Source organism: Faecalibacterium sp. AF10-46 (assembly GCF_003604105.1).
Classification (GTDB): Bacteria; Bacillota; Clostridia; order Oscillospirales; family Ruminococcaceae; genus Faecalibacterium; species Faecalibacterium taiwanense.
Window position 1 is genome coordinate 19,602 of record NZ_QVGY01000004.1, and the last position, 15,256, is coordinate 34,857.

14 protein-coding genes are annotated in these 15,256 nt (G+C 58.7%); 3 read left to right on the forward strand and 11 right to left on the reverse strand.

The window, feature by feature from the left end; translation table 11 throughout:
- Nucleotides 1-302 precede the first annotated feature (302 nt).
- Together DWV57_RS06035 and galT are read left to right on the forward strand one after the other, a co-directional pair.
- On the forward strand, nt 303-1,589 hold the full coding sequence (locus tag DWV57_RS06035; RefSeq protein WP_120020263.1) for a galactokinase family protein: 1,287 nt from the start codon (nt 303-305) through the stop codon (nt 1,587-1,589).
- Nucleotides 1,586-3,085, forward strand: coding sequence for a UDP-glucose--hexose-1-phosphate uridylyltransferase (gene galT, locus DWV57_RS06040; protein ID WP_097775378.1), 1,500 nt, complete (start codon nt 1,586-1,588; stop codon nt 3,083-3,085). The genes DWV57_RS06035 and galT overlap by 4 nt, the downstream gene beginning before the upstream one ends.
- 190 nt (nt 3,086-3,275) lie before the next feature.
- On the opposite strand, the gene DWV57_RS06045 is transcribed toward galT, so the two are convergent.
- Together DWV57_RS06045 and DWV57_RS06050 are read right to left on the reverse strand one after the other, a co-directional pair.
- Complete coding sequence (locus DWV57_RS06045) at nt 3,276-4,013, reverse strand: YebC/PmpR family DNA-binding transcriptional regulator (protein WP_044954219.1); 738 nt, start codon at nt 4,011-4,013, stop codon at nt 3,276-3,278.
- Nucleotides 4,014-4,194: 181 nt separating this feature from the next.
- Nucleotides 4,195-5,742, reverse strand: coding sequence for an RsmB/NOP family class I SAM-dependent RNA methyltransferase (locus tag DWV57_RS06050; RefSeq protein WP_120020264.1), 1,548 nt, complete (start codon nt 5,740-5,742; stop codon nt 4,195-4,197).
- Between the two features lie 105 nt (nt 5,743-5,847).
- Between DWV57_RS06050 and DWV57_RS06055 the strand changes: the two genes are divergently transcribed.
- The gene (locus DWV57_RS06055) at nt 5,848-6,030 is read left to right on the forward strand and encodes a hypothetical protein (protein ID WP_097777633.1); all 183 of its coding nucleotides are present in this window, start codon (nt 5,848-5,850) and stop codon (nt 6,028-6,030) included.
- Between the two features lie 278 nt (nt 6,031-6,308).
- On the opposite strand, the gene DWV57_RS06060 is transcribed toward DWV57_RS06055, so the two are convergent.
- From DWV57_RS06060 to DWV57_RS06100, 9 genes are all read right to left on the reverse strand, one after another.
- On the reverse strand, nt 6,309-6,713 hold the full coding sequence (locus DWV57_RS06060) for a ribonuclease III domain-containing protein (RefSeq protein WP_097775375.1): 405 nt from the start codon (nt 6,711-6,713) through the stop codon (nt 6,309-6,311).
- Between the two features lie 179 nt (nt 6,714-6,892).
- On the reverse strand, nt 6,893-8,176 hold the full coding sequence (gene obgE / locus DWV57_RS06065; protein ID WP_097777632.1) for a GTPase ObgE: 1,284 nt from the start codon (nt 8,174-8,176) through the stop codon (nt 6,893-6,895).
- 243 nt (nt 8,177-8,419) lie between these two features.
- Entirely contained in the window at nt 8,420-8,671 is a 252-nt protein-coding gene (rpmA, locus tag DWV57_RS06070) for a 50S ribosomal protein L27 (protein ID WP_005945908.1), read from the reverse strand.
- Nucleotides 8,672-8,685: 14 nt separating this feature from the next.
- Nucleotides 8,686-8,997 (reverse strand): 50S ribosomal protein L21, encoded by a 312-nt coding sequence (rplU, locus tag DWV57_RS06075; protein ID WP_044954216.1) that lies wholly within the window; start codon nt 8,995-8,997, stop codon nt 8,686-8,688.
- A gap of 148 nt (nt 8,998-9,145) precedes the next feature.
- Nucleotides 9,146-10,198: a prolipoprotein diacylglyceryl transferase gene (lgt, locus tag DWV57_RS06080; protein ID WP_118526011.1), complete on the reverse strand. Its 1,053-nt coding sequence runs from the start codon at nt 10,196-10,198 to the stop codon at nt 9,146-9,148.
- Nucleotides 10,195-11,505, reverse strand: coding sequence for a pitrilysin family protein (locus DWV57_RS06085; protein ID WP_118526013.1), 1,311 nt, complete (start codon nt 11,503-11,505; stop codon nt 10,195-10,197). Before DWV57_RS06085 ends, lgt begins: the two co-directional genes overlap by 4 nt.
- Nucleotides 11,492-12,787, reverse strand: a complete 1,296-nt coding sequence (locus tag DWV57_RS06090; protein WP_243112312.1) for an insulinase family protein — start codon at nt 12,785-12,787, stop codon at nt 11,492-11,494. Before DWV57_RS06090 ends, DWV57_RS06085 begins: the two co-directional genes overlap by 14 nt.
- Before the next feature lie 39 nt (nt 12,788-12,826).
- Complete coding sequence (locus DWV57_RS06095) at nt 12,827-13,639, reverse strand: M15 family metallopeptidase (protein ID WP_120020266.1); 813 nt, start codon at nt 13,637-13,639, stop codon at nt 12,827-12,829.
- A gap of 342 nt (nt 13,640-13,981) precedes the next feature.
- The gene (locus DWV57_RS06100) at nt 13,982-15,181 is read right to left on the reverse strand and encodes an aspartate kinase (protein ID WP_005945897.1); all 1,200 of its coding nucleotides are present in this window, start codon (nt 15,179-15,181) and stop codon (nt 13,982-13,984) included.
- Nucleotides 15,182-15,256: the final 75 nt, after the last annotated feature.

The following is a 15,256-nucleotide window of genomic DNA, read 5'->3' on the forward strand; positions in this document are numbered from 1 at the left end:
TTTTCCCTGTTTTTTCAAAGCGCAAATCTCCATGTTGTGCAGGCCTCGTCCGTCCCACGCAAAACCGCGGATTTGCAGGCATTTTTGCCAATGGTTTTTCCGTTTTATATCTAATTTTATTTCAACCGTCAAATTCCACTCTGTGCGCCAATTTCAGTCTTTTTGCAACTTTTCATCCAGATGCAACAATAACACATGGTTTTTTCTGTCCGGATTTTATATGATAAGGACAGAAGTGTGCAGAGCATCCTGTATGCGGCTCTGCACTGCAGTTCCAACCCGCTCAAAAGGAGGATTATCCTATGATGAAATCTGTTTCCGCATGGAAGCAGGAGCTTTCCAGCGGCGCTCACGCTGCCCGGCTGGCAGCACTTTACTGCTGTGCGCCCGAAGAAACTCCTGCACAGGCTGCCCGCTACGAAGCTGTTCTGAATGGTCTGGATGCCACCTTTGGCCCCCATGCTGAAGCTGGCCTTTACAGTGCCCCCGGCCGCACCGAGATCGGCGGCAACCACACCGACCACCAGCATGGCCGCGTGCTGGCCGGCAGCGTGAATATTGATATGATCGCTGCCGCCGCGCCCAACACCCTGAACCAGCTGCGCGTGCAGAGCGAAGGCTACGACCTGTGTGTGATCGGCCTTGATGACCTTGCTGCCCGCAAGGAAGAGGAAAACACTACCCTCTCTCTGTTGCGCGGCGAATGCGAAGCCTTCCGTCAGCGCGGCGCAAAGCTGGCCGGTCTGGATGTGTACATTTCCTCCAACGTGCCCAAGGGCAGCGGCGTTTCTTCCTCCGCCGCCTTTGAAGTGCTGATCGGCGTGATCCTGAATGACTGCTTCATGACCGATAAAGTCTCCCCCATCGAGATCGCGCAGATCGGCCAGTGGGCAGAGAACGTCTACTTTGGCAAGCCCTGCGGCCTGATGGATCAGATGGCTTCCAGCGTTGGCAACATTATTACCATTGATTTTGCGGACCCTGCCCACCCGGATGTGGAGCCGGTGGCCGTGGATTTCTCCAAGGCAGGCCTTGCCCTGTGCATTCTGGATTCCTGCGCAGATCATGCCGACCTGACCGACGAATATGCCGCTGTGCCCGCCGAGTGCCGCGCTGTGGCTGCTGTGTGCGGCGGCGAAGTGCTGCGGGATGTGCCGTTCGAGACCTTCCTTGCAAAGCTTCCGGAGTGCCGCAAGCAGTGCGGCGACCGTGCTGTGCTGCGCGCCTTCCATATCTATGCCGATAACGACCGTGTGGCAAAACAGGTAGCTGCCCTGCGCGAGGGCGATTTTGACACTTTCCTGCGTCTGGTCAACGAGTCCGGCCACAGCAGCTGGGAATACCTGCAGAACGTGATCCCCGCCGGTTACAAGGAGCATCAGGAGATGGGCGTGACCATTGCAGCTGCCAAGCATTATCTGAACGGCAAGGGCGCTGTGCGCGTGCACGGCGGCGGCTTTGCCGGTACGGCTCAGGCCTTTGTGCCGGTGGAAATGATGGCCGACTTCAAGGCCCACATGGAAGCCATCCTTGGTGAGGGCCGCTGCCATGTGCTGAGCATCCGCCCGGAAGGAGGCGCAGTGCTGTGATCTCTACCGCCATTCAGCAGCTCGTGAATTACGGGCTGGACACCGGCCTTATCCTGCCCGATGATGAAATTTACATCCGCAACCAGCTGCTTATGACCATGCAGCTGGACGACTTTACCGCGCCGGAGGGCGAGGTGTGCTATACCGATCTGGAAAGCATCCTCAAAACGCTGGTAGATGATGCCGTTGCCCGCGGTGTGTGCGAGGACAACTCCACCGCCCGCGACCTGTTCGACACAAAGCTCATGGGCGTATTGACCCCGCGGCCCAGCATCGTGCGCGCCAATTTCGAGGAACGCTATGAAAGCGAAGGCCCGCAGGCCGCGACCGACTGGTTCTATAAATTCAGTCAGGACACCGATTATATCCGCCGCTACCGCATCAAGCGCGACCTGAAATGGGTCACCAAGACCCCCTACGGCGATCTGGATATCACCATCAACCTCTCGAAGCCCGAAAAAGACCCTAAGGCCATTGCCGCCGCCAAACTGGCTCCCCAGAGCGCCTACCCCAAGTGCCAGCTCTGCGCCGAGAACGAAGGCTATGCAGGCCGCATGAACCATCCCGCCCGCGAGAATCACCGCATCATCCCTCTCACCATCAATGACAGCGCTTGGAACCTGCAGTACAGCCCCTATGTCTACTACAACGAGCACTGCATCGTGTTCAACAACCAGCACACTCCCATGAAGATCGAGCGTGCTACCTTCCGCAAGCTGCTGGATTTCGTGGGCCTGTTCCCCCACTATTTCGTGGGCAGCAACGCCGACCTGCCCATCGTGGGCGGCAGCATTCTCAGCCACGACCATTTCCAGGGCGGCCACTATGAATTCGCTATGGCAAAGGCTCCCGTCGAGAAGAAGTGGGTCTTCCCCGGTTTTGAGGATGTGGATGCCGGTATCGTGCACTGGCCCATGAGCTGCATCCGCCTGACCAGCGAGGATGATGCCCGTCTTGTGGAGCTGGCCGATAAAATTCTGACCGCATGGCGCGGCTACTCGGACGAAAAATGCTTCATCTTTGCCGAGACCGACGGCGAGCCACATAACACCATCACCCCCATTGCCCGGATGCGGGACGGCAAGTATCAGCTGGATCTGGTGCTGCGCAACAACATCACCACCCCGGAGCATCCGCTGGGCGTGTTCCATCCTCATGCAAAGCTGCATCACATCAAAAAGGAAAACATCGGCCTAATCGAGGTCATGGGCCTTGCCGTGCTGCCCAGCCGCCTGAAAAAGGAGCTGTTTGAGCTGGCCGATGCACTGGTGGCCCGCACCCCGGTGAGCCAGTACCCGGAAGAACTGCAGAAGCACGCCGAGTGGGCCGAGGATATTCTTGCCCGCCACCCGGAACTGAACGGCGACACCGTGCACCTCATCCTGCAGGACGAGGTGGGCCATGTGTTCGCTCAGGTCTTGGCCGATGCCGGTGTCTATAAAATGGACGAGGCTGGCCGCGCAGGCTTTGTGCGGTTCCTTGCAAGCGTGCAATAATCTATTAAAAACGCTCTCCCCCTTTCCCCCGCCGGTATGCCTTGCCGACGGGGGATTTTTATTGTTCAGTGGAGGTCCCAAGCCGTTTTCAGTCCCGTAACACAGCACAAAAAAGCCGCCTTTCGTGCCAATTAGCACAAAAAGCGGCTTTTTATCGTCTTATTTCAGGAGCAAAGAGCCTTGCGGAAGGTTATTCCGGCAGATCCTCTTCGTTCTCCAGGCTGTGCCAGACGTTCTGGACATCATCATTGTCTTCCAGCGCATCCAGCAGCTTGCCCATCAGCTTCAGCTGGTCGGGGTCGGTCAGGCGGGTGGTGGTCATGGGCACCATGGCCAGATCGTCGGAGAGGATCTCGTAGCCCTTCTCCTCCATGGCCTTGACCACAGCAGAATAGTTCTCGGGATCGGTGGTGATCTCGGCTGCATCCTCGCTGGCATCGAAGTCCTCGGCACCAGCATCCAGAGCATCCATCATAGCCTCGTCGGCATCCTTATCTTCCAGAGAGATGTCAATGACACCCTTCTGGCTGAACAGGAAGCCCACGCAGCCCATAGCACCCAGATTGCCGCCGTTCTTGTCGAAGTAGTGGCGCAGGTCGGCAGCGGTACGGTTGCGGTTGTCGGTCAGGGTCTCCACCATGACAGCAACACCGCCGGGGCCGTAGCCTTCGTAGGTGATTGCTTCGTACTCGGTCTTATCGCCGCCCTCAGCCTTCTTGATGATGCGCTGGATGTTATCGTTGGGCACGCTCATGCGCTTTGCCTTGGCGATCAGGTCAGCCAGCTTGCTGTTGGAAGCGGGGTTCGGGCCGCCGGTACGCACGGCAACGCTGATCTCGCGGCCGATCTTGGTAAAGACCTTTGCCTTTGCGCCATCGGTCTTTTCCTTCTTGCGCTTAATATTGTTCCATTTGCTATGTCCAGACATGGGAAAGAGCCTCCTGTATATTCTCAAATCTCCGCCTGCGGGCAGACGGGCTGTGGTCGCCCGCATTGTGGCAGCACACAAAATCTAACTCTATTATTGTAGCACAACCGGGCAGAGCGTTCAAGCCTTATCCGCCCGGTTTTCAGCATTCTGCGCGGAAAAATGCGCTTTTTCTGCCCATTCACAGCAGCCGCAGCGCCTTGGGATAATGGTTCTTCACCCGCCCGCCGGACACCTTGCCGCCGCCCAGCGGCCAGCCGTCCACCGTCACGCAGCACCAGCCGTCAGCAGCGATGCGGGCTTCCACCTCACGGCCGGAAAGATACTCCACGCAGCGCGGGTCATCAAGGGTGAGTTCTTCGCGGTTTACGCACTGTGCGCCAAATGCCGTGAACAGATGGTGCTCCGGCACAAAGCGGCCTTTCTGCACGCTGCCCACAAATACGCCCGCCCGCAGCACATGCAGGTTCGTCTGCGGGAACGGCACCGGCAGCAGCACACCGCCGCCGTGCACCACAGCCAGGCGGTCAACCAGCGCCGGGAAATACTGCCCGGCAAACGCGTGCCATGCTGCAAGGCTCTGGGCAGGACTTGTCTCCCCTGCCTGTGTTTCGCGGCTGCGCTTGTCACCCTGCACCGCTTCCCGGCAGGCACGGACATTCTCGCGGCGGGATGCACGGGCATCCGCAGCCTTGGCAGGCTTGCCGCCCTTCCCCTTGGCCTTTTTGCCCGCAGCTTCCGCTGCAGCCAGCCAGAGCTGTTCTTCGGCAGTGTACTCGCCCTCTGCGGGCAGAACGCGCGGAGTGCCAGCTTTGACGAGCCGGGCCATAAAGTGGCCCTCGCCGCCCTGACAGGGCCAGATACGGCGCACCTTGCTCACATCCAGCGGCAGACCGCCAGTGCGGTTGGCTTCGCCCTCACTGCCAAAGGTGTAGTCCACATTGCCAAGCGCATCCGCAAGGGTGAACTCCGGGTGGCGCTGCAGGAACGCCGCCACCTGTCCCTCGTCCTCCTCGGGTGCAAAGGTGCAGGTGGAATACACCAGCTGCCCGCCCGGGGCCAGCACAGCGGCTGCACAGTCCAGAATTTCTGCACCCAGCTCAGCACACTGCTTCACCAGCGCTTCACAGTGCTGCTGACGGGCCACCGGCTCCTTGCGGAACATTCCCTCGCCGGAACAGGGCGCGTCCACCAGCACCCGGTCAAAAAATTCCGGCAGTGCATCCGCAATACGGGCAGGTGTCTCGTTCAGCACCACTGCATTGGGCACGCCCATGCGTTCCAGATTGCTTTTCAGGATATCCGCACGAGCTGCAACGTATTCGTTGCTCACCAGCACACCCCGGCCCTGCAGCGCCGCCGCCAGCTGGCTGCTTTTGCCGCCGGGGGCTGCGCACATGTCCAGCACACGCATCCCGGGCTGCACGCCCAGCAGCGGTGCCGCCGAGGACGCAGACGGCTCCTGCGAGTAGAACACGCCCGCATGGTGGTACGGATGCCGCCCGGGCCGGAATTTCAAATCATCCGGCTGATGCACCACGAATGCCGCCTTGCAAAAGGGCGATGCTTCCAGTGGGAAATCGGCTTTTGCGGCAAACCGCTCCGGTGAGCTGCGCAGGGCCGACACCGTTACGCCGCGCTCCGCCGTTTCCTGCGGGGCTGCATACAGGACATCGAACCGGTCTCCCAGCAGAGCGCGCTCCCGCTGTTCAAAATATTCCATGGGCATTCTGCATTCCTCCTGTGGGATGTATAAAGCCGCCGTCTGCGGCCAAACTAGGTCTTGTGAGGGGCACACCGCCCCGCACGGAAAACCGAAAGGAGATCATTCACTATGGCAACCGAAAACCGCAGCAATAACTGCAAGAATCAGACCTCGAACCGCACGTCCAACCAGACCACCAACAGCGCCACCAACGAGCACAAGCACCCCAACCAGTACACCAAGGGTGCCGACGATGAGAGCGCCAAGAACTCCACGAGCAACCGTTCCAGCAACGCCAAAAACAGCCGCTAACGCTGCCCTTCGCGCCTGATGGACCATGGGCGCGAACCTCTGATCTTTCTCAAATCGCAAAGCCCGCTGCCCTCCGGCACTGTTTTCCAGTGCGGAAAGCAGCGGGCTTTCGCGTCAGAAGTTGTTTTTATAGTCAGGGTGCGCCGAATGGGCGCGGCTTTTTGCCGCCAGACAAGGCGGTTTTCCGCAGCAATCCTGATGGATTGCAAGGAAGAGCAACGCAGTATGGCAGCAAAAAGACCGTTCAGGCGGTGTGCAATGATTATGAAAGCAACTTCTCAGGTCTCGTTGGGGTCGAACTGCTGCCACAGTGTTTCAAACAGCTCGTGCACACGGCCCAGCTGACCGTTCAGATACAGCCAGCCCAGCAGGCACTCGAAGCCGGTGGAAGCACGGTATTCCTCCGGGGAAGCGTGCTTTGCCACGCTGGCCTTGCTGGCGTTGCGGCCCCGCTTGAACACGGCCAGTTCGTCCTCAGTGAACAGCGGCTCCAGCAGCTGTTCCTCCCGGAACTGTGCCCGGGCCGAGACATATTTGACCTTTTCTGCGTTGAGCTTTCCGGCAGACAGGCGGTGGTGCTCCACCAGACGCTGTCGCACCAGCAGTTCCAGCACGCTGTCGCCCACAAAGGCCAGCGCCAAGGGGCTAAGCTCCCGCGGGTCGATCTTTTCAGGTTCGTTCATAAAAAATTTTCCCCTGGAAAGCGTCCTCGCCCTCTCAGCTTCGCTGCGCTCAGCAGCTCTCCCAAGGGGAGAGCCTTTGGCAAAACCGGAAAGTCTGCCGCACTGCCAAGGCCTCTCCCTTTGGGAGAGGTGGACGCGAGTTTAGCGAGCGGACGGAGAGGGCGAGCCAGTTTCCCATTTTAGAAGATATAATCGAACTGGTAATCGCCAATGAGAATGGTGTCGTTCTCCTGCACGCCCTTTGCCACCAGAGCGTCCAGAATGCCGCTCTCGCCCAGCTGACGCTGGAAGAACTGCAGGCTTTCGTAGTCGTCCACATTGCTGCCGGCCAGAATGTATTCCAGCCACGGGGCTTCCACGCTCCATACATGGGCTTCCATGCGCTTGATCTCAAACGCACGGTCGTTGGCCTTGGGTTCGGGCTTCTTGTACTCGGGAGCAAACACCGGCACCGGCGGGATATCCTTCAGGCGGTTATACACGAGGCCCGGCAGTTCCTTCACGCCCTGCATCGTAGCGGCAGAGATGGGCACAAAGGTCAAGCCCTTGCCCTCCACATACTTGCGGAAAGCTTCGATCTGCTCCTCGGTGGCCAGATCGCACTTGTTGCCAATGACGATCTGCGGACGCTCAGCCAGCACAGGGCTGAACTTTGCCAGCTCCTCGTTGATCTTTTCAAAATCCTCAATGGGTTCACGGCACTCGCTGCCAGAAACATCCACCACATGCAGCAGCAGGCGGCAGCGCTCCACATGGCGCAGGAAGTCGTGGCCCAGACCGATGCCCTCGCTGGCACCCTCGATCAGGCCGGGGATGTCGGCGCAGACAAAGCTTGCGCCCTCCGCCACGGACACAACGCCCAGCGTGGGCACCAGCGTGGTGAAGTGGTAGTTTGCGATCTTAGGCTTGGCTGCGCTGATGGTGGAAATGAGGGTGGACTTACCCACATTGGGGAAGCCGATCAGACCCACATCGGCGATCAGCTTCAGCTCCAGCGTCACCTGAATGTCTTCGCCGGGCATACCGGGCTTTGCAAACTTGGGGATCTGTCGGGTGGGAGTGGCAAAATGCGCATTGCCGTAGCCGCCGCGGCCACCCTTTGCAATGGTGACTGGGGTGTGGTCGGACAGGTCCGCAATGACAAGGCCGCTCTCGGCGTCCTTGATGACGGTGCCCAGCGGCACCTTGATGACAAGGTTCTCCGCGTTTTTGCCGTGGCACAGGCTTGCACCGCCCTTGCCGCCCTCCGGGGCCACATACTTGCGCTTATAGCGGAAATCCATCAGGGTGGTCAGGTGATCGTCCACCACAAAGATGATATCGCCGCCGCGGCCACCGTCGCCGCCGTCCGGGCCGCCAGCGGCCACGAATTTTTCACGGTGAAAGCTCACCGCACCGTCGCCGCCCTTGCCCGCGTGGAGCCATATCGTGGCGATGTCGATAAAGTTGGTTTGTGCTGCCATACAGCCCCTCCTTAGTTTTATATGTTCGTTTATTCCCCTTCCCTTGCCGGGAACTCCTTCCGGCATCGCTGCACGATGCCGCCTCCCTCAAGGAGGGAGGCTTTAAGGCCCCCTCCCCGAGGGGGCTGTCGCCACAGGCGACTGGAGGAGTTTCTGCCAGACAGTCAAAAAGAGAATTCTTCATCAAAAAGAGCCGGGCCACGAGGGTCCGGCTCTCTACGTTTTGCAGTTATCCGAAAGAAGTTACTGCTTGACGCTGCACTTCTTGCCGTCTTTACCCACGCGCTCGAAACGGACGGTACCGTCCACCAGAGCAAACAGGGTGTCATCGCTGCCCTTGCCAACGTTCTCACCCGGCATGATGTGGGTGCCACGCTGACGAACCAGGATGTTGCCGGCCAGAACGAACTGACCGTCTGCACGCTTGGTGCCCAGACGCTGTGCTGCGGAATCGCGGCCGTTCTTGGTGCTGCCTACGCCCTTTTTATGTGCCATTGTAATTTACCTCCTTAGCCGTTGATCGCAGTGATCTCAACCTTGGTGAAGGGCTGACGATGGCCCATACGGCGAGCACTGTGCTTCTTTGCGCGATAGGTGATGATGTTCAGCTTCTTGCCCTTGCCATTTTTGATGACCTTGGCAGTAACGGTAGCACCCTCAACAACGGGAGCGCCAACCTTCACAGAACCCTCCTCGCCAATAGCGAGAACCTGATCAAACTTCACTTCGGAGTCGGCCTCAACGTCCAGCTTTTCGATGTAGACGATGTCGCCCTGCTCCACGCGGTACTGCTTACCGCCGGTAACAATGATTGCGTACATTTTGTTCATTCCTTTTCGTTGTACTCGCTGGTCGTAAAGGCAGGCCCTTACACTGGGCCATTTCAGGCGCCCACACCACGCGGCTAGAATAGTATAGCAAAAAAACGATGGAAATGCAAGAGGAATTTTCCTCTTTCCGAAAGATTTTTTATTGTTTCGCCTTCCCGCTTTCCGCGATGGTGCGTTTTACTTCCGCATTGTAGGCTTCGGTGCGCTCCACGAACAGCTTACGCGGGCTGGAGGCCAGCAGTTCAGTATCTGCATCCGTCATCAGACCGATAACAGCTTTTTCTTTGCTCAGCTTATTGACTGCAGCTTCGTTGTCCGCCGTCATTGCCAGCTTTACCATCAGGGGCTTGTCCTTGAACTTGTGGGTAAAGTAAATTTCCGCAGCCATACCGACTACCACAGCGATACCTGCCACCAGCTGGGATGCCCGCAGACCAATGGAGGGCACCAGCATCAGACTGTCGGTGCGCAGGGCTTCGATCCAGAAGCGGCCCGCGCCGTACCAGATCATATACCGCAGGGCAATGTCACCGTTGAACTTGCGCTTTTTAATGTAACGGAACAGCAGGAGAAAGCCCACGAAGCACCAGATGCTTTCGTACAGGAAGGTGGGATGCACCGGCAGATTCGGGTCAATGGTCACGCCGCTCTGGGCCGTGACTGTGCTGCCCATCAGGTAAGCGCGGGTCGTTTCGCTGAACATGCCCCACGGCAGCGTGGTGTTGCAGCCAAAGGCTTCCTGATTGAAAAAGTTGCCCCAGCGGCCGCAGCCTTGTCCCAGCAGAAAGCCCATAGCGGTCAGGTCGAACATGGGCAGCACCGGCACGCCCCGCCTTTTGCAGGACAAGCCACCGAACAGAAAGGCGCCGATGATGCCACCGTAGATGGCAAGGCCGCCATCCCGAATGGCGATCATCTCCCAGATGCTTTCGTATTTAAAGGGTGCCATGGCCACATAGTAAGCGCGGGCGCTGGCAATGCCCAGCACGATGCCAATCAAGATCACGTCCACCATGCTGTCCGGGTCCACGCCGAACTCGATGCTGTGGCGGAACGCAAATACCAGCGCCAGACAGATGCCAAAGGCAATGCACACGCCATACCAGTAAATATTGAACCCGCCAATGGAAAGGGCCACGCGGTTGATCTCAAAGCTCAGGCCCAGCCCCGGGAACTGCACCAGATTTGTCATTCTGCTTCCTCCTCGTTCTCGGCCAGCGGCGCAGTGCCATCTGGCAAAATATCCATCACAGCCATGCGGTCGGTGCTGAGGATGTGCTGCAGCGCAGCGTCCGCATCCTCGGCAGTCAGCCCTGCCAGCATGGTGATCTGCTGCGCCACCGTCTGGCCGGAGAGGGCAAAGTCTGCCATCTGGCTGGCCGAGTCCTCCACATTTTCCAGATTTTCGATCAGCTGACCGTACTTTTCGTTCTTGCACAGGGTAAAGATCTCCCGGTCCACACCTTCTGCGCGGATGCGGGCGATCTCGTCCAGCAGCAGCTTCCGCACGGTATCCGGTGCATCGCTCTCGCCGGTGAACAGGATGCAGCAGCAGCCGTCCACCCGCAGCACTTCCCCGCCAAAGCCGGGGTTCACAAGGCCTCCGTCGTACAGGCGGCGGTACAGCGGCGACATGCCGCCTGTGATGCAGCTCAGGATCAGATCATACAGCGCTTCAGTACGCAGATCGTTCGGGGGCAACGGCTTCTCCTTGAAGCCCACGCCAAAGCAGGGTTTGGACACCGGCATTTTCAGGGTCTTATGGGCTGCCGCCAGCGTCATGGGTTCCGGCTTCCACAGCCGCTGCACCCTTTCGGTGCTGCGCGGTCTCATCAGGCCGTGGCGCTCACAGGCAGCCAGGATCTGCTCCATGGTAGTGTCGCCGGCAGCCGCCAGCACCATATTGCCCGGTGCATAGAAGGCTTTGCAGCTGTCGTAAAGCATCTCCGGCGTGATCTCAGCAATGCTCTCCACCGTGCCCGCGATATCGCTGCGGATGGGATGCTCGTGGTACAAGCACTCGAACAGGCCGGTGATGAGCCGCCAGTCCGGGCTGTCATCGTACATTTTGATCTCCTGCCCGATGATGCCCTGCTCCTTGGCGATGGTCTGCTCGGTAAAGTACGGATGCGTCACCATGCCCAGCAGCACGTCCAAGCTTTCATCCAGCTGCTGGGTCGCAGTGAACAGGTAGCAGGTGCGGTCAAAGCTGGTAAATGCGTTGGCATTGGCACCGGTCTTGGCATACTTTGCAAAGGCATCGCCGTCCTGATCTTCAAACATCTTGTGCTCGAGGAAGTGTGCCACGCCTGCAGGCAGATGCACCTCTTTGCCGTCCAGTCGGAAATCCCGGTCAATGGAACCAAAGCGGGTAGCAAAAATGACATGGGTGCTGGAATAACCCGGCATGGGCCGCACGATAACGGTCAGTCCGGAGGGCAGGGTCTGCCACTGGTCAGCCACGGTCTTTTCCAGCAGGGTCTGGTTATTCTGCGGCATGAGCGGCCACCTCCTTTGTGAGCAGATAGCTGACCGAGAGGGTCAGTTTGCGCAGGATGGCGCGCACATCGTCCTTGGTCACGGCCTGCAGAGCGGCGCGGGCTTCGGCGGGTGTCTGCACCTTGGCCGGGTCGCCGCCGCGCAGCACTTCAATGTAATACCATGTCTCGATGCCGCCCAAGGTATCCTCTACCCCCTGCATCCCGCTCAGCAGACCCCGACGGCAGTCCTCAAATTCATCGTCGGTGATGGGGCCATCGCACAGGTCGGCCAGTTCCTTCAAGATGGCCCGCTCAGCCCGGGCAGCGTCGGCGTGCTCCACGCCGCTGTTCACAGCCATGCTTCCGGTAAAGCTCTGGAACGAGGACGAGCAGTAGTAGCACAGGTGGTCACGCTCGCGCACATTCAGGAACAGGCGGCTGGTCACGCTGCCGCCATACAGCGCCATGGCAAGGCGGACCGCTGCCAGCTGCTCGGTGCGCATGGGTTCGCCCAGCGTGAACAGCATACAGAGCTTCGCCTGCACCATATCATAGGTTTCGGTTTTGTGCACCGGCTCCCGGCGGGGCATGGCAATGTTTTCCGCCAGCGGCAGCGGTGCGCGGTCAATTGCCGCAAGCTCTGCCAGCAGTGCATCCTTTACCGCAGCGGTCTGCTCTGCCGTGCAGCCCAGCACGATCAGTTCAATGTTGGCGGTGCGCAGCATCTCGTAATAGGCTGCGGTAAGCTGTTCCGGTGTCAGGCCTTCCACCTCTTCCAGATAGCCCTCCTGCCGCACACCCGCCGGGCTGTCGCCAAAGAATTCCCGGTTGGCCTGATGCAGGCAGTAAAGGCGCTTATCGTTGATCTCATCTTCCAGCGCCTTTTTCAGCATCTGCTTTTCAATGCCCACGGCTTCCGGATCAAAAGTGCCGCCCACAAAATACGGGTGAAAGGCCGCACCCAGTGCAATGGATGCATATTCCCTTGTAAGGCTCTCCCCTTCCAGCGCAAACTGATCCTTGATGCCGGTAACACTAACACACAGATTGTGGCTGCAGCCCATGGGCCGGGCATCCACTGTGAGGTCTGCACCGTAGAGCTTGGCCAGCTTTTTAGTCAGGCGGGTCATATCCGGGCAGTCGGCATAGCCGCGCTCCAGCACCAGCGGCAGCAGCGCATGTGCTGTGGCCGTTTCCCGCTTTGCCGGAAAGGCAAAGTGGACGCTGATGCGGCAGCGGTTGAATTTTTCCGCCGGGTCACAGGAAAGATGCACACCCGGCGCAATGAGAGTACGTTCCAATTTGTTCCTCCGCCCTGCTTTCACAGGGAGCTTTTATTTTTATGATGCCTTCTGCAAGGCAAGAAATTCTTCCAGACTCAGGCCGCTGGCACGGATGGCAAGGGCATTTTCAACGCCCACATACCGCCAGTGCCACGGCTCAAACACCACGCCGGTAGCAGCCTGCCTGTCCTGCGGATAGCGCAGGATAAAGCCGTATTCGGCGGCGTAGGCGGTGAGCCACTCGTAGGCGCGGGTCGTATCAAAGCCGGTATCACGGGTCGGGTAGTCCGTACTGAGGATATCCGCCGCATAGCCGGTGCCGTGATCATTGCATTCCGCAGGCGGCTGGATATCTGCCGCAAGGCTGGCGGCTTCTTCCTCGGTTTTGCCCTTTTCCAGATACTGCTGCTTCTGCGTCTCATAGGCCGCGCTGCGGACATCTGCGTCTTGATAGCCTGCCGTCAGCACCAGTGCAACGCCGTCCTCGGCCGCAGCCGCAGCCATTTTCTGGTAGGCTGCAGCTGCTTCGGCTTCCAGTTGGATACCGCTGGCTTCATCGGCATCGGCAAGGGCCGGAGAGGGTTCCTTGGTAAAAGGCAGATTGGTGTTCACCAGCACAAAGCGCTCATCGTCAGCATCAAAGCTGTAGCCGGTGCCATCGTAGCTGGCCGCATCAAAGCTCTGCGGTCCTGCAAGCATGGCGTTCACCTTTGGCAGCAGCCAGAGGATGCCTTTGGTCATAAGCGCCACAATGGCGGCGCAGACGAGAATGAGAATGGCCCAGTTGCGGGCCAGACGCAGCCGCTTGCGGCGCTTCCACTGAGCGCGGGTCAGGCGGGGCTTTGCAGCATTTCTATCAGTCGGTTCCATGGTGCGTTGCAGCTCCTTTTGCAGAATTTGCAGCGCACTGCGCCGCACAGATACAGTGTATATTATACACCCCTTTGCATTTTGTGTAAACGCCGGAAGTGTAAAATAAGTATGACCGTCCTCGTCAGCGGCCTTGCCCTCTCCGTCCGCTCACACTGTTCGCGTCCACCTCTCCCAAAGTGAGAGGCCTTGGCAGAACCAGAAAGTTTTTTTCTTCGCCAGAGGCTCTCCCTTTGGGAGAGCTGTCGCGTAAGCGACTGAGAGGGCGAGGCCGTCAACAAAAAGAGCGCCGTACAGCTTCCAAAGAAACTGTACAGCGCACAAAATTCATTTTTTTACAGATCAGTCAAACAGCATATCGTGGATCGCAGAAACAGCCTTGTCGGCATCGTCGCGGTTGATGATGCAGGAGATCTTGATCTCGCTGGTGGAGATCATCTTGATGTTGATGTTGTTGTTGGACAGTGCCTCAAACATCTTGGAAGCAACGCCGCTGTGGCTCTGCATACCGGCACCCACAATGGAGACCTTGGCGCAGGTGGTGTCCACGCTCACATCGTTGAAGTGTGCGCTCTCCTTCAGCACGCGCATAGCCAGATCGGCTTCGCCCTCAGAGCAGGTAAAGCTGATATCCTTCTTGCCGTCACGGCCGGTGGACTGCAGGATGATGTCCACGTTGATGTTCTTCTGGGCCAGCAGACCGAAGATCTTGAAGCTCATGCCCGGCTCATCGGGAACGTTCAGAATCGTGATAACAGCAACATCAGTGTCTTTTGCGACACCCTTGATCAGCATACCTTCCATGTCTTTTGTAACCTCCTTGACCACCGTACCGGGCACGGGATTCAGGCTGGAGAGCACCTCCAGCTCCACATTATACTTTTTGGCCAGCTCCACGCTGCGGTTGTTCAGCACCTGTGCACCCAGAGATGCCAGCTCCAGCATCTCGTCAAAGGTGATCTCATCCAGCTTGCGGGTGTTGCGCACCTTGCGCGGGTCGGCCGTGTAAACGCCTTCCACATCGGTAAAGATCTGGCAGCGGTCTGCGTGCAAGGCTGCTGCAATGGCAACAGCGCTGGTGTCGGAGCCGCCGCGGCCCAGAGTGGTGATGTCATCCATCTTGTTCAGGCCCTGGAAGCCCGCCACAACGACCACACGGTTGCGCTCCAGCTCAGAAGAGATGCGCTCTGTCTCCAAGCGGGTGATGCGCGCCTTGGTATAGGCGCGGTCGGTGCGGAAGCCAGCCTGCCAGCCGGTCAGGCTGATGGCATGGCAGCCCAGCTCATTCAGTGCCATGGCCAGCAGCGAAATGCTGATCTGCTCGCCGCTGGCCAGCAGCATATCCATTTCACGGGCCGAAGGGTTGTGGGTGATCTCCCCAGCCTTGGCGATCAGGTCATCGGTGGTATCGCCCTGAGCGGACACCACCACTACTACGTCATTGCCCGCGTTGTGGGTGTTTGCCACAATGCGTGCCACGTTGAAGATACGGTCACGGTCCTTCACCGAAGAACCGCCGAACTTCTGTACGATCAACGCCATATCTTGTCACTCTCCTCTTTTTGTCCCTTTGTCAAAAGGGGTACACCGGGCGGAAGCGGTCAGCAGCGCCTTGCA

Excerpts from the sequence above, each read along its gene's own strand:
- DWV57_RS06035 (WP_120020263.1), top strand. The coding sequence starts at position 303 with ATGATGAAATCTGTTTCCGCATGGAAGCAGGAGCTTTCCAGCGGCGCT.
- DWV57_RS06045 (WP_044954219.1), bottom strand. The coding sequence starts at position 4,013 with ATGTCTGGACATAGCAAATGGAACAATATTAAGCGCAAGAAGGAAAAG.
- DWV57_RS06050 (WP_120020264.1), bottom strand. The coding sequence starts at position 5,742 with ATGCCCATGGAATATTTTGAACAGCGGGAGCGCGCTCTGCTGGGAGAC.
- DWV57_RS06055 (WP_097777633.1), top strand. The coding sequence starts at position 5,848 with ATGGCAACCGAAAACCGCAGCAATAACTGCAAGAATCAGACCTCGAAC.
- DWV57_RS06060 (WP_097775375.1), bottom strand. The coding sequence starts at position 6,713 with ATGAACGAACCTGAAAAGATCGACCCGCGGGAGCTTAGCCCCTTGGCG.
- obgE (WP_097777632.1), bottom strand. The coding sequence starts at position 8,176 with ATGGCAGCACAAACCAACTTTATCGACATCGCCACGATATGGCTCCAC.
- rpmA (WP_005945908.1), bottom strand. The coding sequence starts at position 8,671 with ATGGCACATAAAAAGGGCGTAGGCAGCACCAAGAACGGCCGCGATTCC.
- rplU (WP_044954216.1), bottom strand. The coding sequence starts at position 8,997 with ATGTACGCAATCATTGTTACCGGCGGTAAGCAGTACCGCGTGGAGCAG.
- lgt (WP_118526011.1), bottom strand. The coding sequence starts at position 10,198 with ATGACAAATCTGGTGCAGTTCCCGGGGCTGGGCCTGAGCTTTGAGATC.
- DWV57_RS06085 (WP_118526013.1), bottom strand. The coding sequence starts at position 11,505 with ATGCCGCAGAATAACCAGACCCTGCTGGAAAAGACCGTGGCTGACCAG.
- DWV57_RS06095 (WP_120020266.1), bottom strand. The coding sequence starts at position 13,639 with ATGGAACCGACTGATAGAAATGCTGCAAAGCCCCGCCTGACCCGCGCT.
- DWV57_RS06100 (WP_005945897.1), bottom strand. The coding sequence starts at position 15,181 with ATGGCGTTGATCGTACAGAAGTTCGGCGGTTCTTCGGTGAAGGACCGT.